The sequence below is a fragment of the Thalassotalea ponticola genome, from assembly GCF_041379045.1.
Classification (GTDB): domain Bacteria; phylum Pseudomonadota; class Gammaproteobacteria; order Enterobacterales; family Alteromonadaceae; genus Thalassotalea_A; species Thalassotalea_A ponticola.
Genome location: NZ_CP166871.1, coordinates 250,452 through 277,221, shown reverse-complemented (window position 1 = coordinate 277,221; position 26,770 = coordinate 250,452). Strand labels below are relative to the sequence as shown.

Here is a 26,770-nt window from a genome sequence, read left to right as displayed (position 1 = left end):
CTATTGGTAACATTAGTGCAATCAACTAGGTAAAATTACATGTGATTAATTGGGCCAACGGTATGCTATTTTCCGCGAACATTCGAAAAACAACCGTAGACACAGAAAAGCAAAACCACCTAAGTGAAAGCTGAAAGCCTCATAAAACAATGCAACCTGGCAATTACAAAATATTCAGATCCAGAACATTGAATAGGAAATCATTTGTCTCACCTGTATCATAGCCCTTATATATCAAGGGCTTATGATGTGTCTCTTTTCTCATTTATCTCATTTATCTCATCAATTTCAAGCAAATTTGTACTCAAAGTTGTACTCAGTTTGTCTTCGTTTTGTCTTTGGCGCTTTCCTTTAAACCTTAGGAAAACTCTATGCTTAGCGACAAACTCATCAAGCAATGGATCAAAAAAAAGTGCATTATTAGCGGCAAGTCCGACGGTAACGGCTTACAATTCTCACTCGCCAAGTCCGGTAACGCCAGCTTCTATTTTCGTTATCAGTATCACGGGCAACCTCGAAAATTGTTTCTAGGGCGTTACCCTGAACTGTCGTTGAAGGATGCGAGAGAGCAGGCCAAACGCCACAAAACCCACCTTGCTCAAGATAAAGATCCCAAAGATATCTTACGACGTGAAGAGCGCCGGCATCGCTCGACGCTGAACAGCATCTTCGAGCACTACTACCAAACGACAATTGTTGACCGCTATAAATACCCTGAACGACTTCTTGCGTTATACCAAAACGACATCAAACGCGTATTGGGGCATAAGCTTATCAACGAAATTGACGGTTTCCATATCAGTGATCTCGTGCAAGCGATAAAGCGTGGCACCAGATGCAAGCCCCCTCGCCCATCAATTGCCAACGATGTGTTGTATTTGCTTAAAAACCTGTTTAAACACGCCGTCAAACTCGATTTAACCCGACACAACGTGGCCCTATCGTTTACCGCGAAAGACGCTGGCGGCCCCGAGCACCCCAAAGATACGCATTTAAATTTAGAGCAAATCAAGATGTTTTTTGCTACCGCTCGGAGTAATGCGCCATCATTTACTCGCACCAATTACCTAGCGTCCGCTCTTCTTTTTGTCACCTGCACACGCAAAATGGAACTGTTAGGCGCGCCGTGGGAGGAATTTGACTTGACCAATCAGATCTGGCATCTACCGGCAGAGCGCAATAAATCTCGACGCGCTGTTGATATCCCACTCTCAAACGAGGCTATCATATGGCTTAACGAGCTAAGAGTATTCGCTAATGGCAGTAACTGGGTGTTTCCAGCGAAAAAGAAAGGCGTTCTACCGCACCTTTACCCCGATACCTTGAATCATGCCTTTAAAAAGTTGCCTCTCTCTTTTTCTTTTTCACCTCACGATATTCGTCGCACCTCTCGTACTCTGCTTTCTGCAGAGATTAAAGTCTCCCCGCAAATTGCTGAGTTATGCCTCAATCATAAGCTACCTAAGTTGCAAGCCGTATACGACCGATACGCTTTTTTTGATGAAAGAGCCGAGGCTTTACAACGACTTAGTTCATTATTGGCGCCATTAATTTTTTGAGGAGCAAAATTAAGTAAAAATCAGTAAATATTTTAAGTTTGACCAATTAAAGAGCGTTTCTTTAAAGAAAATAATAGCCATAACCCAACTTGGTGGTATTCTAATTTAATAATAAATGCAGTCTTAGCGGCAGTAGCCCATCACCTATGACCAGAAAAGAACAACAAATATTAAAAGAGACAATAAAGCGAATCATTCGCAGTAATACATACTTGTGGTGGGAACTTAAGAGACAATGTTTTGAGTTCGGTAGTGCTGACTCTGTACCCCGCATTTGGGAGTATGAACAGCCTGTAAAAAAATTTCTTCACGCTCTATCTGCAAAAGAAAAAGCGTTGTTATACCTAGAAGCTTTAAAAAGAAGTAAAGATAAATTCAATGATATCAATCTGTTCATTGAGAGCACATATTTGTTGCCTATTCTGGAAGAGATAGGTAGGCGTGCAAACATAGCGGCTAATAAAACAGTATATTGGTAACCAAAAGATGTGTTAATAAATGAGCTATTCAACTAAGTAGGTTTACAGTTGGTAAAAATTTCTGAGTACGCAGAGAAGTTGAGGCAAACGGCATCGCCCATCCATAATGAACGGTGTATTGTATTTACTCAAAGACGTATTTTAGCAATAGCTAAACTAGATTTAATACGTCACAAGGTCTATCTCTCTTTCACTACCAAAGACGCCGGTAGCGAACAAAGTCTCGTTGCGCTGTTGATATCCCACTCTCCAACAAGGCTATCATATGGCTTAACGAGCTAAGAGTATTCGCTAATGGCAGTAGCTGGGTGTTTCCGGCGAAAAAGAAAGGCATTCTACCGCACCTTTACCCCGATACCTTGAATCATGCCTTTAAACAATTGCCTCTCTCTTTTTCTTTTTCACCTCACGATATTCGTCGCACATCTCGTACTCTGCTTTCTGCAGAGATTAAAGTCTCCCCCGAAAATTGCAGAACTTTGCCTCAATCATAAGCTACCTAAGTTGCAAGCCGTATACGACCGATACGCTTTTTTTATGAAATAGCCGAGGCTTTACAACGACTTAGTTCATTATCGGCTCCATTGATTTTTGGAGACTATGCGTCTCTCTAAAAACACCTGTTATTTAATTGACTACAAGTATTTTGCGTGCATATCTCCCTCAAAAGGCCATTCAAACTTAGCTAACAAAAAAGCAACTTATGCCTAACACTCTTTTTAGAGGACTCGCTGTATAAAAAGTTGATGTTGATACTTTAGAGAGAGTCTGTGCTTAATAAAAAATCGAATTTGCATAATTCCTGACAAAAGATCTGACTGGTAACATTTTGGCATCTACGAATCAGAGAGCAGGACGATGCCAAAAACCATTTCAGAACTAGACCTCACCAATTTTTTACATGAACCATCAAAGCAATCCCTATCGGATGGCTTTGGCCTCACGTTCATCAAAGGCACTGAAAGAGGATCTGCGACTGCGTACTTTCGCAAGCAGTGCCAGGGGCACCCCATTAAACTCAAACTTGGACAGTACCCGGCGATATCGTTAGCGACATTGGTTAGTCAGCGAGATGACATGAGCCAAAGTATTGCTCAGGGCATTACGCCGAAGGCAGCCCGAGATCGCGCGCTAACATTGCATACGCACAAAACGTTTCGTGACGTCGCACTATTATGTTTTGAACGGCGGGTCAAACCACACCATAAGCGCCCTCAAAATGTCTTAAGCATTTTAGAAAACCATATTCTTCCCAAAATTGGCCACTTGCCGATAGAGCACATAGGCGTCTATCACGTTGATGACATCATGGCTCACGTCAAGGGCGAATCGTACGATGATAAAGTATTGAGAGAAATCAAACGTCCAATAAAGTTCGCAATGCAATATGGCTTTCCTGTCAGTGGCGTTGCGATCATAACATTGACGTCAAAAGATTATGTACTCACGCAAAAACGTGGTGGCCGAGTCATTGGCACTGATGAAATCAAGCCCTTTTTAACCGATATCATTAACGCGAACCAAGGACGTGAGAACGTACTTATCTTATATGTTCTGATCACACTCCTAATTCGCAAGAACGAACTAATTTGGGCAAAAAAAGCTGAGTTTGATTTTAAAAATCAACTTTGGCACTTGCCTGCTAAGCGGACGTATCAAGGTAAAACAGTATTCACGAGTAAAACAGGGGTTTCTATCGCCATACCGCTACCAGATGTCGTGGTATCTTGGCTGGAAGAGTTGTTTTCAATGCACCCGAATTCAGAATTTGTTATACCCGCTCGAAAAAAATCAGCGTCGCCAGTGGTATCGGAATCAACATTTAACAAAGCGTTTGCCCCGATATTTTCTAAATATCATACCAACATGCACGGTACAAGGCACACAGGAAGCATGCTCATGCAATATCTCGGTATATCTGAGTATGTTCGAGAGTTATGCCTCAATCACCGGCACGGTGGCGACTATTCCCACTACCTTCAATTAGAACCAAGAAAAATCGCCCATGAAAAATTGGCAAAATATATCGCTGACATAATCAATAAAATATTACTTGAAAAAACAAAGGAGTCCTTATGACTGTATTTTCTGATAGATATATCTCTGTTAAAGAACTTATTGAATTAACCTCTTTATCACGCGCAACGATTTATCGGCGCCGCAAAGAATCTGACTTCCCCAAAGCCTATCAATTGGGTCCAAAGAGAATTGGATGGCGACTGTCTGAAGTAGAAGAATGGCGTGCAAGTTTAGACATAGCGTAATAGATTAGTCCCTCCGAAATAAAGCTCACCATACATCAAGGTGGGCTTTTTCACTTCTACCAGAATGCCACTCCTGCGATAACTCGCAGAGCTCATTTCACGTCTGTGTATATGGTGTACAAGCTCGAGAAAACCCTGCAAGTTCTCGCAGGACTTTAGGCCCGTCATTTTTGTAGTAAGAATTCTTTTCTGCGAGTTCTCGCAGACGTTTATGCCAACATCGAGTTAGCGCCATTGCAGGATAACTTGTTTTCTGCGAGGAATAATATGCAGGCTTGAAGGCATTGTAGTTGCACAGATAAATAAGTGCAAAAGGTACACACTTGAATGAAGCAACGTTCTCACGTAAAAAAGTCAGCGAAAGGAGTCAGGTATACAAACTGATTGTCACAAGTTCAGCCGAGATGTGGGTATATAAGAACAGCCGCGGCCCCACTGCTAGGAAAGGTTTGAATTTGTCAATTAGCGCTGATACCGGTTCACCGGGTCGACCCAATATGCAATCATTAATTATTATTTGGGAGGGTTATTTTGGGGATGCCGCTACCTCGCGTACTTTATGCGGGCTAGCGACCACCCTGAATATGTAAATGATAATAGCAGAAAGTCCACTCTGATGAAGGTCATCATGAGTGCCTTTGTCTTACCCTCAAGACTCTCTAAGACATCGTTGACACTTCTATTAAATCTCCGTTTTAGCATAATGCACTCTGCCCTATATCGCTATCGACTGCCTAATGATGAATATCGACGATCACATACGCTAGCGCAGAGATGGTTTTCTTTGTTTACTTGAAATACCGACAGAAATCAAAACGCCCACGATTTAGAGGTCATTTTACAAAGTAACACACAGTTGAATACGTTAGGTTGGTCTTATCTTTGAATTAGGGGACCAACTATGCGTAAAGCAACTAAACTCGAACGCCTATTAATCGGCATGTTACTGATAAAAGGCTTTTTAAAAATAGAAGATCTAATGATTTTGGGTATCAGCAAGCGACAAGCTGATGCGTGGAAAAAAAAGTTTTGGAGAGGCAAATTTCCGTTCAACAGGTGATTGAAAGCAACCAAGATACCGATGTAGAGATCGCTATTAACATCTTAATAGCGTTGTGTTTAAACGATGAAGATAAGCAATAAGTCACTAGTAAAAACCAGACCATTGAGTTTCTAGACGGATTCAATTTTTAAGTTATTGTGATGATATCTCTCATTTTAAAATCAACCTTTATAAGGAACTATTAACATTGAAAACGAACACTTATCTGCTACTTAAGGATTCAGCAACGTTTACTAACCTTGCTCATACACTGAAAATTAACGGCGATGAGCTCACTCACTTTGCTCAAGCCTTTTTTGAGCCTTCCCATCAAGTTCCATCAACAAGTCAAAGAGATGAACTCAAAAAAGCAATTACAGAGGTGAAATCACTTAAGGCTCAAATTGATGATTTTCTGGAAGACGCATATCAAGGCTTTCAGGGAGACTGTATAATCAAAGATCTCCGAAGACAAACACGAATCCGCTTTGGTCAAGACTTAATAGATAAATTTTGCCTCCAAGGCCATATCAAAAGCGTTCGTCAACGCGTAAATGAGCTAATCAACACATTATATCGGCTATTGGAACAAAAATAACTCTAGTCGTTTTTTCGAAAATTCATTGAGAGATACATATTATAAAATAGGGTGTCGATTGGTTCCCCATTTTATAGTATGCTAAGTCGCACCAAGACATGGCGACAATAGAACACTTTGATCATAACTTTTTTGTCGCTTGCTTTCGTAAGCCTGTAAATATTGATTCTGCTACATAAGCGGGAAAGTGATCAGCAATTTTTGCTTCCACCTGAGTAATTGCGTTTTCAACATTTTCGATAAAGTATTCGTAATGCTGTGTCACTTTATCTACCGGATATTTGACATGTTGAGCCGTAGATAAAAAATGACGAGGCTGAATCTTGCTCCACCGCCATTGAGTATTCTTGCCCTTTAACGACATGGCCATTTTTATTTTTTGAGCTTGCAGTCCCTTTTTAGACAGTACAGGGTATGCTGAGATGATGTCGTACAGCGGCGTCATACAATAGTTGTTGTCAGATTGAAGGAATACGCTAAAGTTCTTCCCATGCCCATCAATAGCAGCAATCAACCAAAAGAATATCTGTGTCTTAAAAAAAGTTTCTCTATCGTCAATGTTTGAAGATGCTGATAGCAAACTTAAACAGTCCGAAATACTTGGACCACCATCTGATTGGTATTTCTGAGCTGATGAGATGCCCATTGCTTGACAGAAGTCTTCTTGTGGCAATCGCATTAGCCATGAACCATCCAAGGCATATTTACGGTCAAAGCGTTCAACACTTAATACTTTTTGCTCACCAAAGTACAACACCTCTGAATTAGCCACATCAAAACCAAAAGCTCTGGCAAGTTCTAGGCAAATAAATTCATTCTCACAGCTATCGGTTAAATCGATTCCAACCTGTGGCAGCTCGCCCATCGGTAACTTTATGATGTGGCTTGTCGGGGTTGTCCCTATTGGCTTGGCCCATTGATTTGCTATTTTCAGTAGTGCCGTTTTTTCTTGCGCTCCGGCAATTGAAATCCTAAAGTCTTCATCATCGACTTCCATGCCCAGTGGGCTATATTTATAGCCCTGTAATAGCTTTTCAATATCATGCTCAGATATCGACTTATACTCTATATGTCTGACATCCCTAGGCTCTTCAGACGATAGTTGAATAGCCCCAACACAATCACTACCAACAGCGGCTAAAAGATCAAACGCATGCCCAGAGCCGACTTTAAATCGCGCTTGTATTTTATTTCGAATATCCGAGTTATCAGGAAGTAAGTTATCAAAGAAGTTATATACCACATCACCTGAGTAGATTTTTTGCGTGATTGGTAACGACAAAGAAATCGGTCGGGCGCCAGGACGATTTATCCATGCATCAGTATACGAAAAGTGCATACCTCCGCTTTTATCTTTTTCCAAGGTACCGACATGGATACCATTCAAACTGACAAACAGCTCCATTTTACCACTCCTGATCCCAACTGGAATTTTGTGCTCCGTCACCGGTGTTTTCTTGTTTAGGCTTGAGCTCGACAGATAACCCCAACTCATTAGCTACCTTGAATAAGGTATCAATTCTTGATGTGCCAGCCGAGTTTTCAATAGCTGAAATTGTTTTCTGCTTTAGGCCAACATGTTGTGCCACATCAGTTTGTGTACGTTGCAACTTTTTACGTTGCATCTTTATATAGTCAGCTAACTCTTTTGAATTATTCAACTTCATAACAACCACCAGATCACTTTATACCCCAAAGGGTTTATTTATACATATATACCTTTAAGGGTATATATGTCAATGGTTGAACTTTATACCTTTAACGGTATAAAGCATTAAATATACCCCAGGAGGTATATCAATTAATCGATGTTGAATTTAGCTTGCTTATGAATTCAGATGCTACTGAGAGGCCAACACCGTTTATGAAGCCAACTGCCCCAAATAGTGTACTTTAATACATGACGGCGCTATCAGTTACAAAGGCGCTATATTTAAGAAATGCTCCGTGTAAGCTTTGAATAGACCAACAGTAACGACTTTTACCGACTGAAAAAGCTATGAGAGAGATCTCAGAAGACTCAAAGTACATATTATCACTTAGCTGTCATACTCTTGAATTTCAGTATCTAATAACAAACCTTTTTTGATACAGTAATGAATAAATGCGGCACCTTCTTGAGTATAGTACTCATGGCACTCTCCTCCTGATGATGAAAAACTTGGTTTCCCAAAATTATTTCCATGGATATTTACGGCTTCATTCATCATCTGACGTGCGATACCCTGTCTTTGGTAGTTAGCCTCCACATTCATGTAATACAAAATTGTACCTTCATCGCGTTCATCAAATTCAATACGGCCGATTTCTATATCGTTATGGTAAGCAATCACGTTGAGACCGTCATTAGTGACCATTATCAAATTATTTTTCTTATCATGAAATTCCATAGGATGATTATACCTTTCGTCTATTCAACCGGTTTTTTAGTAACTTCCTAGCGGAGTCGTCCTTACTCTATCTAATCTCAAGTTTACTTAACTGAATACTTTCAATATTTCTCCTGATTATTTACCACAACTCTTCGCTTTCTTCAGATATCAGTTCAAAAAGATCAATTTCAAGTGTGCCATGTTCAGGATTTCCTGTGGCTTTCATTACTGCCTTTACTGGCATTATTGATTCACCATCTCTTGGAATGACAAGAATATGGAACTGGTGAGCCATCGAATTAATGAAGCTATTAATATTCATTTCTAACGTTGTTCCACACACAAAAAGAATATCCCACAGCCTGGTCTCTTGCTCTTGGTATTCTTGGGCATTCGTGTCTTCATCATTCCATCGAACGCAAATATCCCATAATTTGGGTGATATCAATACAGGCGCTTTTAATGTACTGAAGCCATAGCCAACCTCTGCTGCAGTTTTAGTTACATCTACGTACTTTTCCATCAATATATTCCTGAGTTAGTAATATCATTAAGCCTAAATTATACACAACAATAAATAAATCAATAACTTGTAATTTCTCTTTTAACTAACTTATAAGAGCACTAAGCTTTCTTTCAAGTCCAATAACTAGTCGATTCAGACTTTGCCTCTCCATTGTTCAAAAAGGTGTACCTTTCTGGACATAGCAAAAAAGTGCGATAAGGTTGTTCAAAAAGTTAGGTACATGAATTTCTGTACTGTACACACAATAGTTCTAAACATTTTGTACACCTAAGGATAAGAACAATGAAGATAGGCTACGCTCGTGTGAGCACGACTGACCAAGATCTAAAACTCCAAATGGACCAGCTTACAAAATTAGGCTGTAAAAAAATATTCTCTGAAAAGATATCAGGTAAATCATCAAATAGGCCAAAACTAAACGAGTTGATGAGCTTTGCTCGGGAAGGCGACACTATCATTGTAACCAAGACCGATCGGCTAGCAAGAAATACAATAGATGCCCTCACAATAGCAAAGCAGCTAAAAGATAATGGTATTGGCCTTAAGCTTCTAGATTTAGGCGACGTGGATATCAATAGTGACCTTGGTCATGTTATTTTCACAGTCATGTCTACTTTCGCTGAACTAGAGCGAAAGCGTATAAATCAGCGCCGTAAAGAAGGTCAAGACAAAGCCAAAGCAGAAGGAAAACACTTAGGTCGGCATAAAGACACGGTGTTGCGATTGAAAATTTTGGAATTACTACGTTCTGGTTACTCGAAGAACAGTATTGCTCGAAGCCTTAATTGTAGTCGCACTACTGTATACAATGTGGCTAAGGAGCAAGTAGATATTGCAAACTCTGACTTAAGCTAATGTATTAGCGGAATTAAATACGCCTTCCGATAGGAGTACGCAATTGAATAAGTGAAGTTAACAAGGCCAAATTACCTTAAGCCATTACGGCCACTAATACTGCACAGAATATCGTGATGTTATCTGCTTTTCATAATTAAGGTATAGTTTTCTGTTAGTGTAGGGCCCCATCCACATCTAACATAGTAATAACCAAGTCTCTTGCGACAAATTTAAGATTAAGAATCATCAATAACTAGAGGTTATACCTGAGCCTGGAGGCTGTGTGATATTTACTATTTCCTTTCGATATTCATTGATAGTATAGTGACTAAAAGATGCTTTTTCATGGAAGATGGCGAGCACAAAATATTACAGCTTTGAACCTATTTTACTCATATCATACTTCCTATAAAATCTTCGAATTTCTTGTGGTTTAGTTAGGAGTGTATTGTGAATTTAAGTATTGGGGCATTAGTTAGCTCCCCTTCCAACTTTGCTGGAATTGGAAAGATAGCTTCATTTTCTGGCGATGGTCTGACTGCATTAGTTGCCTTTTTCATTGCTCCCAACAAACCTCTTTCAAATCAAATAGAAATTGATATTGAACACTTAGAGTTAGTTACATCACTAGGTGAAAGATCTGAAGTGTTTGTTAAGTTTCCCAATACAAACACATGGAAGATGGGACATTACGATGGTGATCGCCCTGGTAATCAGGCTTTAATATCCTTTTCGAAAGATATGCGAGATGTCTATGACTTCACAGAACTATTCATCCCTAACGCATTTCCAAACACTGAATTTTGTCCCTCTAACTTCTTAAAAGGGCAAGGTACATCATCACCATATTTATGTAATACGTTATCTAAGTTTTATCATAACTACTATGAACAAAAACGCTCATGTCATGGCCTATCATCACTCATTTCAAGTTCGGTAGAGTTGGAAGCTCATCAACTTGCAGTCGTTCAAGAAATATTAAAGTCAGATAATAAAAAATACCTATTGTGTGATGAAGTTGGACTGGGTAAGACAATTGAAGCTGGTTTTGTAATCCGCCAACATATTATTGAGAAAGGGCGAGAGAGTAAGGTTTTAATAATAGTTCCAGATACATTAATTGAACAATGGGAATGGGAATTAACCAAACGCTTTCATTTAGGAAGCTTACTTAATACTGATCCAGACAACACTACTCAAATAATCCATATTTCTTCATATGCGAAAGCTATGATGTATGATGATATACCATCTATGGTCGTACTAGATGAAGCCCATCAAATATCAAGCTTCCCTTTCAATGCTAAGATAACAGAGCAGTTATTATTTAATTCGATTTCGGGACTAACTAGCCAATCAGAAGTGACACTATTATTGACCGGCACGCCAATGACAGGACATCCGTCATCATATTATGCATTACTGCATTTACTTGATCAAAACCGCTTTCCAATAACAGAGTCTTCTATTTCTGTATTTAATCAATCTTTACCATTACAGAATCGCTTTCAGGAAGTTTCTCGATTACTTAAACCTGAAAATGATGACGACTTAATTGATGGCGCGTTAGACGATATAGAGGCTTTCAATTTAAATGATGATTTCCTTCAAAGACTTATTGTTGATTTGAGACCATTAGTCGATTTGTTTTCAGACAATGATGATCCAAACAGACGAAATGAATTAATTCTTGAGATTTCGAATCACTTCAAGCAAAGTTACTTGTATGACTTTCGCATGTTAAGAAATTCTCGCGCTACAGGATTCGAAGAGTCAAGTTCGAAAGATAGCGATATCGAACTGTTATTTCCGGGATTAAATAAAGCTCAATTTATTAATTGGGAGAGTCCAAATGGCAGCTCATATTTAGACGAACACTTTGAACAATACCGCTCCGAATTAGCTAATAATACAGATTTATTCCGTCCAATGTCATTAGAGCAGTTTAAGGCGTGGTCAGAATCCTTGTTGACCAGTCCGATTTTTTTCTCAGAAAAAGTTCGGGACTACCTATCAAAAAGCAATCTATCCGACATCGAAACTGAACATTGGATGAATATAATTGAGCAGGCCCCTCTTGAGCAGGAATCAAAGAATAACGCATTAGAGAAGGCCCTTTCAGAGTGGTTAAATAACAACCCAAATGGTAAGGCTGTCATTTTTTGTGGTGAGGTCGCAACCGCTGATGATGTATTCTCATTTTTACTAAAAAAATTAAAAGTAGGAATTAAGCGTCACAGAGTAAATGAAACATTAGCATTTAATGATGATGACGATATTCGAGTGCTAGTTTGTGATGAAAAAGGAGAAGATGGGTTAAACCTCCATGGTAACAAAAGACTAGCTATTCACTATAGTATGCCTATTTTACTGAGTCGAATAGAGCAACGTAATGGACGCTTAAATAGATATAGTGCAACGTCTAAAGGTGTATCTGGTATCGATACTTTCGTTTTGACACCTAAGCAAGATACCTTTTATAAAAAATGGGCTCTCGCGTTACAAGAAGGTATTGGCTGTTTTAATTATTATAGAGCCAATATACAAGACGAAATTGATTCAAAATTAGAAACAGATATATGGCCAAATATTCTTGAAAATGGATATGCTGCGCTAGATGATGCTATCAACATATTGAAAAATACCACACGAGAAATTTATCGCAGCCGTGAAATAATAGCAAAACTTGCGACAGTGGACCTCGATAAGGTTAACGCTAAGAAAATCTTGGCTGATATGCGCCACTCTGATGATGTTTTTGATGAATCAAAGGCATTAAGTGATTGGATCACAGAGGGTATTCTATTTAGCAAACAAAAAATAGACGATAGTAGTTATCGCTTTCGCTATATCCCCGGTAGAACAAAAATGAAATCGTCGACCTTAATCGATAGATGTATTGTTGGTCTAGATATCGAATCATCGTCATATAATGCTCCTGTCACCTGTGAATTATCACTGTCTAGAAGACTTAGTGTGGAAAGTGGTAGCTATCCTCTGAGATACGGGCAACCTTTTGTTGATGCAATCGCGGAAGCATCAAAAGCATCACCACTGGGTAATAGCAGTGCAATTATCAGGCAAATCCCAGGAAAAATGCAACCTAAGTTGTTCTTCATCCCACAATGGTTAATAGAGGTAGACAACACATCTCAAAACTTGCCTACAGCAATAAACGCCACTAACAATACTTTAATATTTGCAAAAGTGTTTAATGAAGTAGGTCAATTAGAGACTACACCTATCATTAATACTTTAATTAACGCACCTTATAGCAGAACCAAAAACAAAATATTTCACGAGCAACAGGCAATACTATACAGCGATACAAACATAACCATATCAGGCGAAGAACAACTTATTGATGTTTGGACATTAATTGAAGGACAAGTTGATAAAAGGCGCTTTGAAACAGCTGTAGATGTAGTCTACGACAGTAGTCTAAAATCAGCGGTAAATGCATTTTATGAAGATTCAATTGATAAAAACTCACCTTATAAAGCGACCCTTCTAACTTTAAAATACATCTTGCTTTTTGGGGGACTATCATAATGTTATTTTGGGATTTCTATCCTAAAGAAAAGAAATCAGATTTGCTTGCTAATATTTGGCACTTTGAAGATACACAGTTTAAACAAAGGCTCACCAAGGCAATAGATTCAAAAGATCTTCAATTAAACGAATTTTGGTATTTGGTGAAAGACGTACTGGCATCTGAATCAATAGATGAGATGCCTAGTCTTTACTTGGGTATTAGACCCTCTACGGTAGAGTTTCAGTTCGCTCGACTTTGCGGGCTAACTTTTGATTCAAGTTCAAACTCAGTTACGTTTAATCCTAAGTCACTTTCGAGGTATGTGGGACCTGTATATCAATTAATTGAAAAACGGCATTCCGAAGAACCTGCTCACGATCCAATATTAACTGACTTAAACCTTCCATATTCGACATTTACAAGTCAAGCTCAACAAGAAGCAGTGAGAACTACCCTATTATCACCGTCAGATTCAACTGTTATTGTGAATTTACCGACAGGTTGTGGTAAAACACTAGTTACAGAAACTTTAACTGCTTTCATTAAACCTAATGAGCTAAATATAGTTATTGTACCAACAACGTCTTTAGCTATTGATCAAGCTAGGCGACTAAAAAAGTTCATTAGTAATATGGGGTACCACACTGTTGCTGAATATGCATGGCGTGGAGATTTGCCTCAAGAAGTCAAAGAGACCATAAAAGCCGATATTTTATCGGGTAAACAACGCATATTGTTCGTTTCTCCAGAAGCCTTTATTGGAGGATTATTACCAACGCTATCCAAGGTAGCAGAGGCTAAACGCTTAAAAAATGTAATTTTCGATGAGGCACACTTGATAGATACATGGGGGGAATCATTTCGTCCTGAGTTTCAAAAGGTTGGGGCCTTCCTTAACTCTCTTACACAAAAAGGTGGCGAGTTCAGAAAAGTATTTTTATCTGCTACGTTCACTGAACAAGCGCTTATTACTATTAAAACATTATTTTCAAGCGATCAAGATAAGCTGATTACGGTTAATGGAGCCTTTTTAAGGCCTGAACCAATTATTAAAAAGAAGAAAGTTCAAGAGATTGACTACCTGCCAGAATTAATCAATAGAATTATTTCTAGTCCCAAGCCTTTAATAGTTTACTCGGCTACTAAAAATGATTGCGCTCAAATTTATAAGCAATTGTCGGAGTCCTGTCTCGAAAGACTACGAATATTTACTTCTGATACTGTAGGTACCGAACGAAGCAAAATTATTGAACTATGGGAAAAAAATGAAATAGATATAATAATCGCAACATCTGCTTTTGGAGTAGGGATTGACAAAGCCGATGTAAGGTGTGTTCTTCATGCTGGGGTGAGTGAAAATATCGATTCATATTACCAAGAGATTGGAAGAAGCGGTCGCGATGGTAAAGCTTCGTATTGTGAAGTGATATATCACCAAAAACAACTAAACATTCGAAATAAAAACAAAAGAATAAGTGCTGAACTCGGTTATAAACGTTGGCACGCAATGTGGAGAACTCGAAAACAGATCACAGAGAATACTTACCAAGTCCAGGTCAATACTCAAGCATATCACATTGAGCGTAATACCGATGCCAATGAAATATGGAACTGGAAGACCTTGTTACTGATGCAACGCTCAAACCTGATAAGGCTTTCCTATCCAGACCCAACTTCAGTGCCAAAAGATAAAGAAGATTGGCCAACATTTTGGCGACATTTCACAAATACAGTGATAGTGGAAACTTTACACGACAGGCACCTCATTACAGATACCTGGGAAAATACACTAGCGCCTCATCGTGACCAAGAAATAAAAATTGAACAGAAAAGATTAAACTATCTAATGGATTGGCTGAATGACTCTAATTACCTTTGTGACACTCTAGCAAAAAGTTTTACATTAGATGGATTCGTGCCTTTAAAAGCTTGTGGCACTTGTGATGTAGATAATAATCGTGAACAACATAAATACTTAGTTGGTCACAACATAAAAATAACTAAAATGTTTGAAGATTTCCCGAAGAACAGCCTTTTTTATTATGACCAATCCATCACTTCTACCGAAGAAATTATAAAAGCATTTAAAAAGGCACTCATTCGTGGGCAAATATCTATGCTGGTATGTTCAAAGCAATTTCTTAATCTAGCTCAACCTTATTTAAAAAGACTTAATAAGCAAGCGTGGTTTTATGAAACATTTGATGATTACGCTGAAGGTAAAGAGTATCTGTTTAATTACTCAAAGTTTATTGTTCAAGACGATGTCTTCTTTCTCGAAACGGCACAAATACCGGATGAATGGCAAGAAAACTGTTCCAATATTTTTATTGCCAATGCACAACTGAAAGACCCTATAAATCCACATAGGAAGTGGTGGGAGTCTGGTAATACCGTTAAACATTTAGGGTACTTAGTGAGTTCATAATCATGGCTATTATAAATAATGCACACCGAGGAAGTCATATTCCTACATTAATACTTATTGACGAGTTGTTACTTAAATTCAACACTAAAAAGCCAGAAAGTTATCTGCCTCGTTCTAAAATATTGGGGCCTTGCATGCCTGAATCTTTATACCGCAAAGGTAAGAATGATGAGTTCGAAATAAATACTAACGCTCAAAAGAAAATGCGCGAGTCTTTAGATTTTTGGACCGAGCATGGACTATGGGAGTCAACTCAATTACCAGATGGAGAGGTGGGTTATCAATCAAACTGGTTCACATCTACCAAAGAAAACTTACCGAAAAGAATTTTAGATGTAATTTCGAAACACTTTTTTGCTGACAAGAAATTAAAAATGAGTTTAGAAGAACTGTATTCAAATGATGAGCTTCCGAAAGACTTCAGTACCTTTATTTTCGCAATATGTTTTTTCTTATATCAAGAAGAATCAAACTTTCAAAATCAAATATTTCTAACTAAAAGTTTCGCCAGGCAGTTAATGTCCGATAGTGTAATCCAAGGTAATGTAAAAGTTACTTTCAACGCTTCAGAAGAAGCTAACGTGATGGAATACGGTCATCTTTTAGGCTTTTTTGAAGTAGTTGATAAGGACTTATATATAGTTGATCCGACTCGCTTTATTCAATGGTACTTATCAGAAGTGTTTATGGAACAAAATGAATTAGACATCCAGGAGTTTTTAGACCGGTTAAATCTCATTCTTCCCATCTTTGATACTGGTCCATATCAAGAAAGTCTTCCTAATTATTTGAATAAGAAGCGCCCGGTAGGAAACCTAAATGATGGAAGTATACAAATGTCATCTGCTTTGAGTTTAGCGCTATATCGACTCGAGAAGAAAAATTTACTGCGCTTAGAGGTTCGCTCTGATAGCCGTTTTCGATTTAATCTCACTATACCAACCTCGGTCAGCAAACAAGTAACACATTTACGCAGAACTAGTGAGGTGACTAAGTGAGTATTCAAACATACTGGCCATCCTTAAACAATGTTGAAAACTGTATATTAAGTGAGGCAGAGCGCTTAAGTGATAAGCTATTAATTGCAGTGCACCACCCTGCAAAGTTGATTTCAACTGAATACGGGACACAAATACCAGAAGTAAAGAGTCAGCAAGATCTATTAAACCAGCTTTTAAAGTCTAACGATATCATTCCATTATTAGGCGAATCAGGTAGCGGAAAGTCACACCTAATCAGATGGCTTCATGCTGTTGCTAAGTATCACCCACAGGCCATTGAAGAAAATTGGCACATTATCAGGATACCAAAAAATGCGAGCTTATCACAGGTTCTTAAAATTATATTAGATGAGCGCCTACAAGGAGACTTATTTGACCAAGCTCGCAAACGTATCAGCCAAGTAAGCAACGACCTTAACGAAGAATCTACCAGAAACTTATTATTTACTCACATTAATGAAGCACTAAAAAATATTAGGGATGATCTTAAAAAAGAAGGTACCGCTTTAAAAAGTGAAGGAAAGCTTACAACAGAAAAAAACAAAGAAATTAGAGATAAAATTACTTTTGCTACTCAACTAGACAACTTTTTCGCAGACCCTCATATAAAATCTAAGTTTTCAGGCAAAAAATCAGTCATCAATAACAGAGTTTCTCGTTTGATTGAAATTAAAAGTTATGCTGAACTTTTGGAAGAGCACTTTGAGCTTTCCGAGCACGATTTTTTATTCACCTCTGGAGATGATATTTCTGTTCACTTAGGTAGCCAGGCTAAAGTTGCATATAGCAACCTTCAGTTAGAGTCTGACGAGCATAAACGAAAAATGGCAGCCAAAGTAACTAACCAAGCAATAGATAGAGCATGTAAGCTAATGTTTAATCGCCTATTCAGGTTTAACACTGGTAACTTCCAAGATCTATTCAAAGAAATTCGTAAATACCTTCTTAGAGAAAATAAAACACTCGTAGTATTAGTGGAAGACTTAGCTGCTATTTCTGCAATAGATAACGTTTTGATTGAAAGCTTATTGGAGCAAGACCAAAATGACGGAGAACAAGTTTTATGCCGAATGAAGTCGGTTATTGCAGCAACAGATGGTTTAGAAAGCTATCAAAGTCATCGTAGCACAATATGGACTCGAGGAATTTACGAGTGGCGCCTACCTGATGATAATGATGTCAATCGATTTCCAGAGCTTGTTTTTTCAAATGAAGATGTTTTGAGCTTTTGCGCTCGTTATATCAATGCTGCTCGTCATGGTATCTATGACGTTGAAAAATATGCTGATGTCTTACAAATAGAGCAAGGTGTACCTATTTGGAAAAGAGAGTTAAGTGACTCAGAACAAAAAATATTAGATGAGTTTGGCTATTCTCCAAACGGTATCCCACTATTTCCATACAATAAGCAAGCTATTTTAAAACTTGTTAATAAATATGTCTTCAGCGCTGGAAGAATGCGTTTCAACCCAAGAGTAGCTATTCAAAAAGTCCTGTTAGCCATACTTAGAGACCATAGCGAGAGTTACAGTAAAAAAGAGTATCCGAGTGTTTGGCTAGAAAGTACTATCAGCGATTTTCGCCATGACGAAACAGCGCAATTTATACTACAGAATATTCCAAATCAAGAAATGGCTAAAAGACTTGTGGGCTTTATGTCTTTATATTCTGACGCGAATTCAAAAGAAGAGAACTTTAAGCAAATTAGCGCTGGCCAAGCCAATGTTTTTAATCTTGATTCTTCTATTTTTTCCGACGATGTAACCGTTGAACCTAAAGGAAATGTAACTACGCCCCCCCCACAACAAGGCAATATACCCCCTATATCTATAAATCGACCTGAAACGGGCGGTCTCCAGTGGGAGCCAATAGAGGACATATTAAAGAAGAAAGTTGATGACTGGTTTTCTGGTAAGGCCTTATTAAATCAAGGCTTAAGTAACCAATTAAGGCAAGGTTTATACTTCATCTTGGAACAACACAAGGGAATAAATGATTACTCTGTCGATAAATCCAAAAAATGGGGCCTTAAAAATGATAAAAGCTTACTCGAGTTTGTATTAAAAGATGGCTCTATTATTAAGATCGACATTCCGGGGTCTGCCACCAACATTTCAAATAAAAAAGTAATAAGTGTATTTGAGGAAAAAGAACTATCAGACTCGCTCGATTCAATCGACCTAAAACGGCAAATGCTTGCCATTCTTAGGTTTACCGAGAACAACCCCACACAGCAATCCAAAAGAGAACAAGCTAAGGGTTGGAATTATAGTAATGGCTTTGAAGATTACATTTACTACCAAGAGTTTGTTCAAAAGTGGCTTCCCAATGCAATTCAAACTTGTTTAAAAATAGCAAAGGAGAGTGCTATAGAGCCCCTTAAACAGCAACTGGGTCTTGCCCAATGTTTGAGTATAGATCTGTCCTCTCGACCGCAACGATTAAGCCGGTTAATTCAAACATCAGAATACATTAAAGAACAACTTCCACCTCCTATAAATGACCATCATAAAGAGGTTTTATCAAAATGGTTGGAGAAATGGGACGTATACAGAAGTCAATGGCTCCGCGCTGTTGTTGTTGGAACAAATAATGCCATACAACCTATCGATTTCGATAATGCTTATAAGAAAATTAAAGATATTAATGATGGTATTCATAATGAGCTTGATTTGTTACCGGTCGTTAAGGGACTAGAGGCTGAACGATTATTGCTATCTGAGCACCTTGATGGTTCAGAAACAAAACAAGAGCTAATGGAACTATTAGAGTCTCTGGACAAAATTTATAAAAATATACCTGCCGGTATGCGACCAAATTACAGCATCCAATTAGATACTGTGAGGAAGAAAGTTAAAGATTTAATAAAACAAGTAAGTTCCGAAACCCCAAAAGCTGTATTAGCAGATTTGAATACTCATAGCCCATCTAAAATCCTAAATAAAATCAATGGTGATGAATTAAAACTATGGAAGGCTGTACTTACGGATTGGAAAGCTATTTATCCACAGGTTGTAAAAAGCATCCAAAAGTACAATTATGAAAATGGTTCAAATAAAATTGAACAATATAACGACGTTATAAATGCACACCTTTCGACATTAGATGCTTCGTTTGAAAAATTAGGAGGCCCAAGTGAGTCTTAAAAGTCAAATAGAAGAGTTACGCAAAGAAATTGACTATTACCATGATAGCGAAAATCTTGAAAATAAAAAAGAAGCTCTAAAAACGATATCACGTCGCTTGCATCAATCTAGCAATAATATTGAAATCGAAGTTAGAAAGCATGAGTGCTTGCAAAAAGTTGCTAGTTTACCATTGAGTGGTGACACTGCTAGAGATGCGTTAATACAATCTCAGGCTAAACTGAGAGCATATAAAGATCTTTGGAATAACAAAGAGGAAGGTAGCTTAACTGATGAGGAAAACACTCTATTTTCTTTAACAGAGTCTGTAAAACACACTGCCAAGATTTATTCCGATTACCATCAAGGGACTTGGAATGAATGGTCAAACAATCAAAAAAATATAGCTAACGTAGATACACTTATTTTAGAGCAACAAAAAAGTGTTCACGGTAATTTCGAACTGTATAAACAATACAATGAGGCCAAAAGACAATTTGATTTATACATAGAAAATTTTGACTTCGACATAAATAAAATAACTCTAATTCAGGCGCTTGCTAAAAAATGTTCCGAGTTTAAAGGGCACATGAATACTGAAAACTTGCCTGAAGATGTTAAAAAACTGTTTGATACCCTAAACACTGTCGGAAGAATTGCATATGTTTCTTTACTCACACCGGAAGTAATGGACTGGTTGGAAAAAAATAACAAACTCGATACGTTAATCATAAGGCAGAAATGATGAGTAGCTTTATAAAAGATGAAAAGCTTATCGAAGCATTAGATAAAATAGAGAATAAAGAAACTGAACTGCTAACTTGGGGCGATATAAATGTCTTCTTAAGTAAATCGGAAATCGAGTTTTGCATCAAGCAAACCGAAGTACCAGAGCTTTATATCACAGAATATTTTCATGAGTTATTAAAACGCTGTTTAATCTTTCAAGTCGGTCATGATATTTATCGTTCTCGCATGGCAGAAACCGTCCGACTGCAAGTCCTTTCCCGTCAATGGGTTGGCAAGCAAACTGTCGAAGAAGCACGCCCACTCATATCTGATTTTCGTTTTATAAAAAAAACACGTCAATATCCAAAACGGAACCACTGTGCGGAAAAATTAATTGAACACTGGGCTTCGCTCTCGTTGTTAAAAGCAAAACATGAGAAGGACATACTTACCAGCCTTCTTCGAAGTAATGAGAAATGGTTCAAGTTGTCAGGTTTTCAAGTTCGTTCGACAGAACGTATTATAGAAAAGTTTGATAAGCACAAATCTAAGGATAGTAAGGAAGCCAGCGCAACAATTGTATGTGCAGGCACAGGTAGCGGTAAAACACTTTCATTCTATTTACCTGCCATGACTAAACTTGCGTCTGAACTGTTGCAAGATGACAGCATACGAGTGCGCATACTAGCTATTTACCCTCGAAAAGAGCTATTGAAAGATCAGTTTTCTGAAACTTACAAAGAAGCCCGCAAACTTGATAAGTATCTACATAGCCATGGCAAACGAAAAGTAACTATTGGTACATTTTACGGCGATACATTATGGGAAACCTTTGCAGAAGACCAAACTATTTATGAGCCTATGATCTGCCCTGCTAGCCAATGCTCGGGAGTACTTAAGTTTAATAAACAATACAAACAAGTGATTTGCGACTCTTGTAAAACCCCTTTAGCAAATGACGAGGTGATTACGAGTCGTGAAAGAGTTAAAAAGAATCCACCAGATATTTTATTCACAACAACAGAGATGCTTAATCAACGACTAAGTGATGATGAATACAATCACTTATTTGGTATTAACAATAAAACTTTATCTATCCCACTGGTCCTTCTTGATGAAGTTCATACCTATGAGGGCAGCAGTGGGGCTCAAACTTCATATTTATTGAAACGCTGGATGGCATTTAGCGGTATTAAACCTCACTTTGTCGGGTTATCTGCAACATTGGCTGATGCTAAAAATTTCTTTTCGGACTTAACAGGTACAAAACCACATAATACAGAACTCATCGAATCTCTTGATAGCGAGTTAGAAGAAGAAGGTGCTGAATACATGCTAGCTCTTCGTGGCGACCCTGCTTCACAGACCGGGCTATTGTCTGCAACAATCCAATCAACTATGCTAGCCAGTCGAATGCTTGATACTCACCAAGGCCCGTATAAAGATATCTCTCAAGGAGTTTTTGGCCAAAAGACATTCGTGTTTACTGACGATTTAGATGTAATCAACAGATTATATAACGATTACCTAGATGCGGAGGGACTTGAAGATTATTTTGGTAATGGAAATCTAAAACCGAGTAGGAGGAATGAACAACCTTTAGCTTATAAGCGCTCCTCGAATCATAAAAATTACTCTGAAAGGCTACAAAAAGAGTTAGGGCAAGATTGGTCATCAGCAGAAAGCATAGGGCATGTGTTAGATCACTCACCACGCATTGAACGTACATCAAGTCAAGATAGTGGTGTAGATCACGGTGCAACAGTTGTTATTGCAACAGCATCTCTCGAGGTAGGTTATAACGATCCAGACGTCGGCGCTGTCATACAACACAAAGCTCCTAGAAACATAGCTTCATATTTACAAAGAAAAGGACGAGCAGGTCGTCGAAGAGGAACACGTCCATGGATGTACACCGTTCTATCCGACTATGGGCAAGATCGAATTGCATTTCAACAATATGAGCAACTAATCTCCCCCAAAGTATCTACGACTAAATTACCTATAGTAAACTCCCATATCCATAAAATGCACGCAGCATTAGCTACTTTGGAGTGGTTGGTTAAACAATATAACCTTCGTAGGACAAATATTTGGGCGATTCTCAAAGAACCCAACAAAACAACACACGATGGGAAACTAAGATTTGGATATCAGTTAAAACTTTTAAATGAAGCCGTTTCAAATGTATTAAATAATCCATCAGAAGCTCAGCGCCTTTCTAAACATTTAAAATACGCCCTGAACCTGAATGAAGAACAAGTGAAATCTGTCATGTGGGCTCCCCCACGAGCAATCATGATGTCCTTTTTGCCTGAGTTAAAACAAAGTTTACAGTTTAAATGGGGAGCAAAAGGTAAGCGTTGGGAGGGATTAAGTGAAAAAAATACAGGCCCTATGCCAAAGTATATAGCGCCGCAACTTTTTGCCGCATTAGATACACAAAACTTGTCAATTGTATTAGATAGATCGACAGAAAAATATGAAAAATTTAAAGTCGAACCGATGGCCTTTTTTCAAGCCCTAAAGGAATATGCTCCAGGGAGGATGACAAAAAGATATACCGCTAAGTCAATCAACGAGCCAGACTGGCTTGTTCCATCTAATTTTTTTCCAACGCCAGGCACAATTGAAGAAATTAACTTTGATATCGAAGAAGCTTTTGGCAGCGTATCCAAACAAGTTTACCAAGATGAAGTGAACCATGACGGAGAAAAAATCCCCGTGTATCAACCTAGGCTAGCTTATTCTAAACGTTCAAGTAAAAACACTCTGATGAATAAAAGTAGCAGCATTCTTCAGTGGGGTTTTGCCATTAAGGAGCCTGAAGCTCAGAGTAAAATCATTCCTCCTAAAAATAGTGAATGGAATAACATACTGAAGTCTATTGATTTTTTTACTCATGACAACTCTACGCCGATAGAAATCACTCGATACACAACAGGTGCTAAAGCAAGTATTCCGTTTTCTGGCAATAAAGGTGAGGCCAATGTTCACTTTAAATGGAAATATGAATCAAAGCCCGTAGCCATAGGTGCAAAACTATGGGTTGATTCAACTAAGTTTACCTTCGAGTTTTCTGATAGCACAATTAAAAAGATGATTTTTGACGATGAAAATAAAAAGGCACTTTACTATCAGTATCTTTTATATGAATTTTTGAATCATGAATCATTCGAACATGAATACTTTCTGGCAAACTGGATATTCGAATGCTTGATGTGTGCTCTATTAATTTTGAGTCATAGCGAAAACAAGCCACTCTCTGATGTGTTTGAGCTTTTATATTTAGATAGAGGAAGAGATGTGGTCTCAGATGTCATTGATAGCTTTTTCCAGCGACGAGAGACCGCAAGTGGCGATGAAGAGCAAGATTTACACTTAAGACTATCTGAATATTTCTCTAATGAAGACAATATATTCGTTCTCAAAAATGCTCTCAAACTTGATCCTAACTATGCAAAAACTCAAGATTACTTTAATTGGGGAAAAGAGTTGTTAGGTCAAACCGTTTGTGGCGGGTTAAATGCTATGTTTTTAAAATTAGTATCAGATGTATCTGATCAGTCTTTTAACATTGACCATAAATGGGAAGGAAGCACTTTAAATGTTTGGATTAATGAAAATGAAATGGGCGGTGTTGGCTATGTCACAAAATTTAGAGAGCTTTTTAAAGAAGACCCGCTTCGCACTTTAGGACTCTTAGTCCACTCATTCGAAACTGGTGAATATGAACAGGTTAACTTTGACTTGCAATACTTCTTGATGGAACTCTCAAAAAATGCCGGGTTGCAAAATATTTTAAAAGAAGTTCGAGAGGCGCCAAGTTTAGAAGTTAGAGCGGCAACAACCACGACCTTAAGGCACCAGATAGCTAAGCTCGGAATATTAACAACCCATGCATGGAACAGTATTTTGTATTCACGAGTATTAAAGTCAGGCTCCAATGCATCAAGTGATGCTACCTTGATATCCTATTTAGATAGATGGAATAAGAGAGAACAGGAGATTGATATTGAAATACCGCTACATATTATGGCGTTTTTATTAGCCAAAGAAAAAGGTGGTTTACCAAGCGAGATATTTAAACAAAAAAATCGAATTCAAGCAGTTTTATGGCAAAGAGGTGCAATGATTAGAGCTCAAGAACTTAGTTTTTATAATCCGTTTAATATATCGGCAAATCAAACTGAAAGGTTACTCCTTTCGAAATTAATAACTCAAAACGAAGCTTTAGTTGATTATGATCGCCAAGGTCTTTGGCATAGCACCTTATCTAATTATTTGGAATCAAGTGGTAAAGCTACACTAGTTTTCACGGGTGAAGATAGGAGCCATGTAAAAGAAGCGATCAGTCGCCTAAATGTTTGTATGATTGAATACAATAAAATGATGTTCTACCCGAGGGTTACAAGAGTAAAAACATCTTTTGAATCCCTTCATGTTACCATTGAGATTAGGGATATTTTACAATGATAGTTCAAAATGAGCGCTCTATAGAGACTAAAGAGGCTATCGGGCGAGCACATGTAAAAGATTTACTTTCATCACTATTAGTAGCTGAGTCCTTAAATCCTGGCACCATCTATATCTTGAGTCCCTGGATATCGGATTTTCCAGTTTTAGACAATACATCAGGGAATTTCGATGCTGTAAATCCGAATTGGGGGCATAGACACGTTAGCTTTTTCGAACTATTAAAGAACTGTGTTGAATCTGGAGCAATTTTAAAACTAGCCATCAGAGAGAATAGGGAGAAAATTAGCCAACTAGAGCAGAGTCTGAAAAATTATTCGACACGATTTATTGTCATAGAGCTAGATAAAATTCACGAGAAAGGTCTGCTTACTGAAAATGCATTAATAAGAGGTTCAATGAACTTCACCTATTTTGGGGCAACAATAAATTACGAAGGCATAACATACACGACAGACAAAAGTCTGATAGCAGAGAAAAGAAATAGCTATGAAGACCTTTATTTCAGTATATCTAATAACACGAAAGTAGAATCGGAAGATGGCGATGAATGGTTCTATTAATAATATTTTGGAAAATTTCTATCAGGGTCAAAACCGTATTACTCCCAATAGTATTTGGAGTAATACAATTGAAGAGGCAAGAGCTAATCTTCAAAGTTCAAATAAGATTCATTATCTACTCGGCTATCCACAAGGGGGAGTACCTACATTCTACATTTTGTGTGAAACAGGAAAGTTAATGGAACACACTAAAGACTGGTTAAATTGCGCACTCCCTAGGTTTTACGCTCAATATGCACGCCCATGTAAAAAGCCTGAATTTGATTTTGAGGCTAGCCTTTTAAAGCATTCAGAACATGGTTTTCTTAAAGTACCTATCTGGAATCAGAAAAGCACTGAGTTTCCTACTGACAAATATAAAGACTTTGTTCGTATGGGTGTACGCGAATGCATAGCTTCACTTGATAGTATGATACAACGATTTAACGAATCACCAAATCTAAGACATGAAAGTGATAAGCCTGTAGGAATGCTTATAAACGAGTTTATACAAGCTTACAAAGACAAAAAAATTGAACAGTTATCAAGCTTATATGATGAAATTGACGCTAGAGAAGATATTGATCGACGAAATAAAGAAACGCTTAAATTTATGCGACTTGAAAAAGAAAAAAAATGGGAAGAAATAATTCAACTCGCTCATGAAAGAAACGTCGCTGCACAAGTTATTTCTAGCGGTGTAGTCGCTGCCATTTTAAATGCTTTAGTTTTTACGTCATGTGAAAATTCCAAGGCTTTAATTAGCTTTGAAATTAATTGGCCAAAATTAAATGAAAGCGCACAAGACTTTATTTCGTTAATAGTAAAATCCCCTAAATTTGAACAAGAAATTGATTGGCAATTATGGGGGATTGTTGCTCATGCCATCAATGTTTCAGGTATCAGTAAGGTACTATCATGCCAAGTAGGTGAAGAATGGTTAGATGCTCTCATATTACAAGATACAAACATTAATGCCGTAAAACTAAAAATTAATGAGCCCCTAGATCCTAATTCATACAATTATGACGAGCCTTCGATTACCTTTATTCTCAATTATGCTCAGACATGTCATGAATCAGAAACCATTAAATTATATGAATGGGTTGAGGCTGCCCCTCTACCTATAAAAATAAAATTGAAATCTCAAACAGCTATATATCGAATGTGGCAAAGTCTGGAAGCATGTGCGACAGCTTACTTTCAGAAAATTTCAGGATAATTATTATAATGCAGATGATTGGTTAAAAAGGAATG

The 26,770-nt window shown here is 37.9% G+C and carries 19 protein-coding genes; 15 read left to right on the top strand and 4 right to left on the bottom strand.

What is annotated here, in order from left to right; translation table 11 throughout:
- Positions 1-371 precede the first annotated feature (371 nt).
- From ACAY30_RS01235 to ACAY30_RS01210, 6 genes are all read left to right on the top strand, one after another.
- Positions 372-1,559, top strand: a complete 1,188-nt coding sequence (locus ACAY30_RS01235; protein WP_290251168.1) for a site-specific integrase — start codon at positions 372-374, stop codon at positions 1,557-1,559.
- 146 nt (positions 1,560-1,705) lie between these two features.
- Complete coding sequence (locus ACAY30_RS01230) at positions 1,706-2,038, top strand: hypothetical protein (protein ID WP_290251169.1); 333 nt, start codon at positions 1,706-1,708, stop codon at positions 2,036-2,038.
- An 858-nt stretch (positions 2,039-2,896) separates the two neighbouring features.
- Complete coding sequence (locus ACAY30_RS01225; RefSeq protein WP_290251170.1) at positions 2,897-4,117, top strand: tyrosine-type recombinase/integrase; 1,221 nt, start codon at positions 2,897-2,899, stop codon at positions 4,115-4,117.
- On the top strand, positions 4,114-4,302 hold the full coding sequence (locus ACAY30_RS01220; protein WP_290251171.1) for an AlpA family transcriptional regulator: 189 nt from the start codon (positions 4,114-4,116) through the stop codon (positions 4,300-4,302). The genes ACAY30_RS01225 and ACAY30_RS01220 overlap by 4 nt, the downstream gene beginning before the upstream one ends.
- 901 nt (positions 4,303-5,203) lie before the next feature.
- Positions 5,204-5,362 carry a hypothetical protein gene (locus ACAY30_RS01215; protein WP_290251172.1) on the top strand — a complete coding sequence of 53 codons (159 nt, stop codon included), beginning with the start codon at positions 5,204-5,206 and terminating at the stop codon, positions 5,360-5,362.
- Positions 5,363-5,552: 190 nt separating this feature from the next.
- On the top strand, positions 5,553-5,942 hold the full coding sequence (locus ACAY30_RS01210; protein ID WP_290251173.1) for a hypothetical protein: 390 nt from the start codon (positions 5,553-5,555) through the stop codon (positions 5,940-5,942).
- Between the two features lie 121 nt (positions 5,943-6,063).
- Here ACAY30_RS01210 and ACAY30_RS01205 read toward each other — a convergent pair whose 3' ends face one another.
- The 4 genes from ACAY30_RS01205 to ACAY30_RS01190 form a co-directional block, all read right to left on the bottom strand.
- Positions 6,064-7,347, bottom strand: coding sequence for a type II toxin-antitoxin system HipA family toxin (locus ACAY30_RS01205; protein WP_290251174.1), 1,284 nt, complete (start codon positions 7,345-7,347; stop codon positions 6,064-6,066).
- Between the two features lies 1 nt (position 7,348).
- Positions 7,349-7,609, bottom strand: coding sequence for a helix-turn-helix domain-containing protein (locus tag ACAY30_RS01200; RefSeq protein WP_290251175.1), 261 nt, complete (start codon positions 7,607-7,609; stop codon positions 7,349-7,351).
- 372 nt (positions 7,610-7,981) lie between these two features.
- On the bottom strand, positions 7,982-8,332 hold the full coding sequence (locus ACAY30_RS01195) for a GNAT family N-acetyltransferase (protein ID WP_290251176.1): 351 nt from the start codon (positions 8,330-8,332) through the stop codon (positions 7,982-7,984).
- A gap of 121 nt (positions 8,333-8,453) precedes the next feature.
- Positions 8,454-8,837, bottom strand: coding sequence for a hypothetical protein (locus ACAY30_RS01190; RefSeq protein ID WP_290251177.1), 384 nt, complete (start codon positions 8,835-8,837; stop codon positions 8,454-8,456).
- A gap of 285 nt (positions 8,838-9,122) precedes the next feature.
- Between ACAY30_RS01190 and ACAY30_RS01185 the strand changes: the two genes are divergently transcribed.
- From ACAY30_RS01185 to ACAY30_RS01145, 9 genes are all read left to right on the top strand, one after another.
- A complete protein-coding gene (locus ACAY30_RS01185; protein WP_290251178.1) occupies positions 9,123-9,695 on the top strand; it encodes a recombinase family protein in 573 nt (190 codons plus the stop codon).
- A 432-nt stretch (positions 9,696-10,127) separates the two neighbouring features.
- Positions 10,128-13,229: a protein DpdE gene (gene dpdE / locus ACAY30_RS01180; RefSeq protein ID WP_290251179.1), complete on the top strand. Its 3,102-nt coding sequence runs from the start codon at positions 10,128-10,130 to the stop codon at positions 13,227-13,229.
- Positions 13,229-15,640: a protein DpdF gene (gene dpdF / locus ACAY30_RS01175; protein WP_290251180.1), complete on the top strand. Its 2,412-nt coding sequence runs from the start codon at positions 13,229-13,231 to the stop codon at positions 15,638-15,640. The genes dpdE and dpdF overlap by 1 nt, the downstream gene beginning before the upstream one ends.
- A 2-nt stretch (positions 15,641-15,642) precedes the next feature.
- Positions 15,643-16,638: a protein DpdG gene (gene dpdG / locus ACAY30_RS01170; protein ID WP_290251181.1), complete on the top strand. Its 996-nt coding sequence runs from the start codon at positions 15,643-15,645 to the stop codon at positions 16,636-16,638.
- The gene (gene dpdH, locus ACAY30_RS01165) at positions 16,635-19,787 is read left to right on the top strand and encodes a protein DpdH (protein WP_290251182.1); all 3,153 of its coding nucleotides are present in this window, start codon (positions 16,635-16,637) and stop codon (positions 19,785-19,787) included. Before dpdG ends, dpdH begins: the two co-directional genes overlap by 4 nt.
- Positions 19,777-20,511 (top strand): protein DpdI, encoded by a 735-nt coding sequence (gene dpdI, locus ACAY30_RS01160; protein ID WP_290251183.1) that lies wholly within the window; start codon positions 19,777-19,779, stop codon positions 20,509-20,511. The genes dpdH and dpdI overlap by 11 nt, the downstream gene beginning before the upstream one ends.
- Complete coding sequence (dpdJ, locus tag ACAY30_RS01155) at positions 20,508-24,971, top strand: protein DpdJ (RefSeq protein WP_371189981.1); 4,464 nt, start codon at positions 20,508-20,510, stop codon at positions 24,969-24,971. The genes dpdI and dpdJ overlap by 4 nt, the downstream gene beginning before the upstream one ends.
- A complete protein-coding gene (gene dpdK, locus ACAY30_RS01150; protein ID WP_290251185.1) occupies positions 24,968-25,534 on the top strand; it encodes a phospholipase D-like domain-containing protein DpdK in 567 nt (188 codons plus the stop codon). The genes dpdJ and dpdK overlap by 4 nt, the downstream gene beginning before the upstream one ends.
- Complete coding sequence (locus ACAY30_RS01145; RefSeq protein WP_290251186.1) at positions 25,518-26,735, top strand: hypothetical protein; 1,218 nt, start codon at positions 25,518-25,520, stop codon at positions 26,733-26,735. The genes dpdK and ACAY30_RS01145 overlap by 17 nt, the downstream gene beginning before the upstream one ends.
- Positions 26,736-26,770 lie beyond the last annotated feature (35 nt).

Excerpts from the sequence above, each read along its gene's own strand:
- ACAY30_RS01235 (WP_290251168.1), top strand. The coding sequence starts at position 372 with ATGCTTAGCGACAAACTCATCAAGCAATGGATCAAAAAAAAGTGCATT.
- ACAY30_RS01230 (WP_290251169.1), top strand. The coding sequence starts at position 1,706 with ATGACCAGAAAAGAACAACAAATATTAAAAGAGACAATAAAGCGAATC.
- ACAY30_RS01225 (WP_290251170.1), top strand. The coding sequence starts at position 2,897 with ATGCCAAAAACCATTTCAGAACTAGACCTCACCAATTTTTTACATGAA.
- ACAY30_RS01220 (WP_290251171.1), top strand. The coding sequence starts at position 4,114 with ATGACTGTATTTTCTGATAGATATATCTCTGTTAAAGAACTTATTGAA.
- ACAY30_RS01215 (WP_290251172.1), top strand. The coding sequence starts at position 5,204 with ATGCGTAAAGCAACTAAACTCGAACGCCTATTAATCGGCATGTTACTG.
- ACAY30_RS01205 (WP_290251174.1), bottom strand. The coding sequence starts at position 7,347 with ATGGAGCTGTTTGTCAGTTTGAATGGTATCCATGTCGGTACCTTGGAA.
- ACAY30_RS01200 (WP_290251175.1), bottom strand. The coding sequence starts at position 7,609 with ATGAAGTTGAATAATTCAAAAGAGTTAGCTGACTATATAAAGATGCAA.
- ACAY30_RS01195 (WP_290251176.1), bottom strand. The coding sequence starts at position 8,332 with ATGGAATTTCATGATAAGAAAAATAATTTGATAATGGTCACTAATGAC.
- ACAY30_RS01190 (WP_290251177.1), bottom strand. The coding sequence starts at position 8,837 with ATGGAAAAGTACGTAGATGTAACTAAAACTGCAGCAGAGGTTGGCTAT.
- ACAY30_RS01185 (WP_290251178.1), top strand. The coding sequence starts at position 9,123 with ATGAAGATAGGCTACGCTCGTGTGAGCACGACTGACCAAGATCTAAAA.
- dpdF (WP_290251180.1), top strand. The coding sequence starts at position 13,229 with ATGTTATTTTGGGATTTCTATCCTAAAGAAAAGAAATCAGATTTGCTT.
- dpdG (WP_290251181.1), top strand. The coding sequence starts at position 15,643 with ATGGCTATTATAAATAATGCACACCGAGGAAGTCATATTCCTACATTA.
- dpdJ (WP_371189981.1), top strand. The coding sequence starts at position 20,508 with ATGATGAGTAGCTTTATAAAAGATGAAAAGCTTATCGAAGCATTAGAT.
- dpdK (WP_290251185.1), top strand. The coding sequence starts at position 24,968 with ATGATAGTTCAAAATGAGCGCTCTATAGAGACTAAAGAGGCTATCGGG.
- ACAY30_RS01145 (WP_290251186.1), top strand. The coding sequence starts at position 25,518 with ATGAATGGTTCTATTAATAATATTTTGGAAAATTTCTATCAGGGTCAA.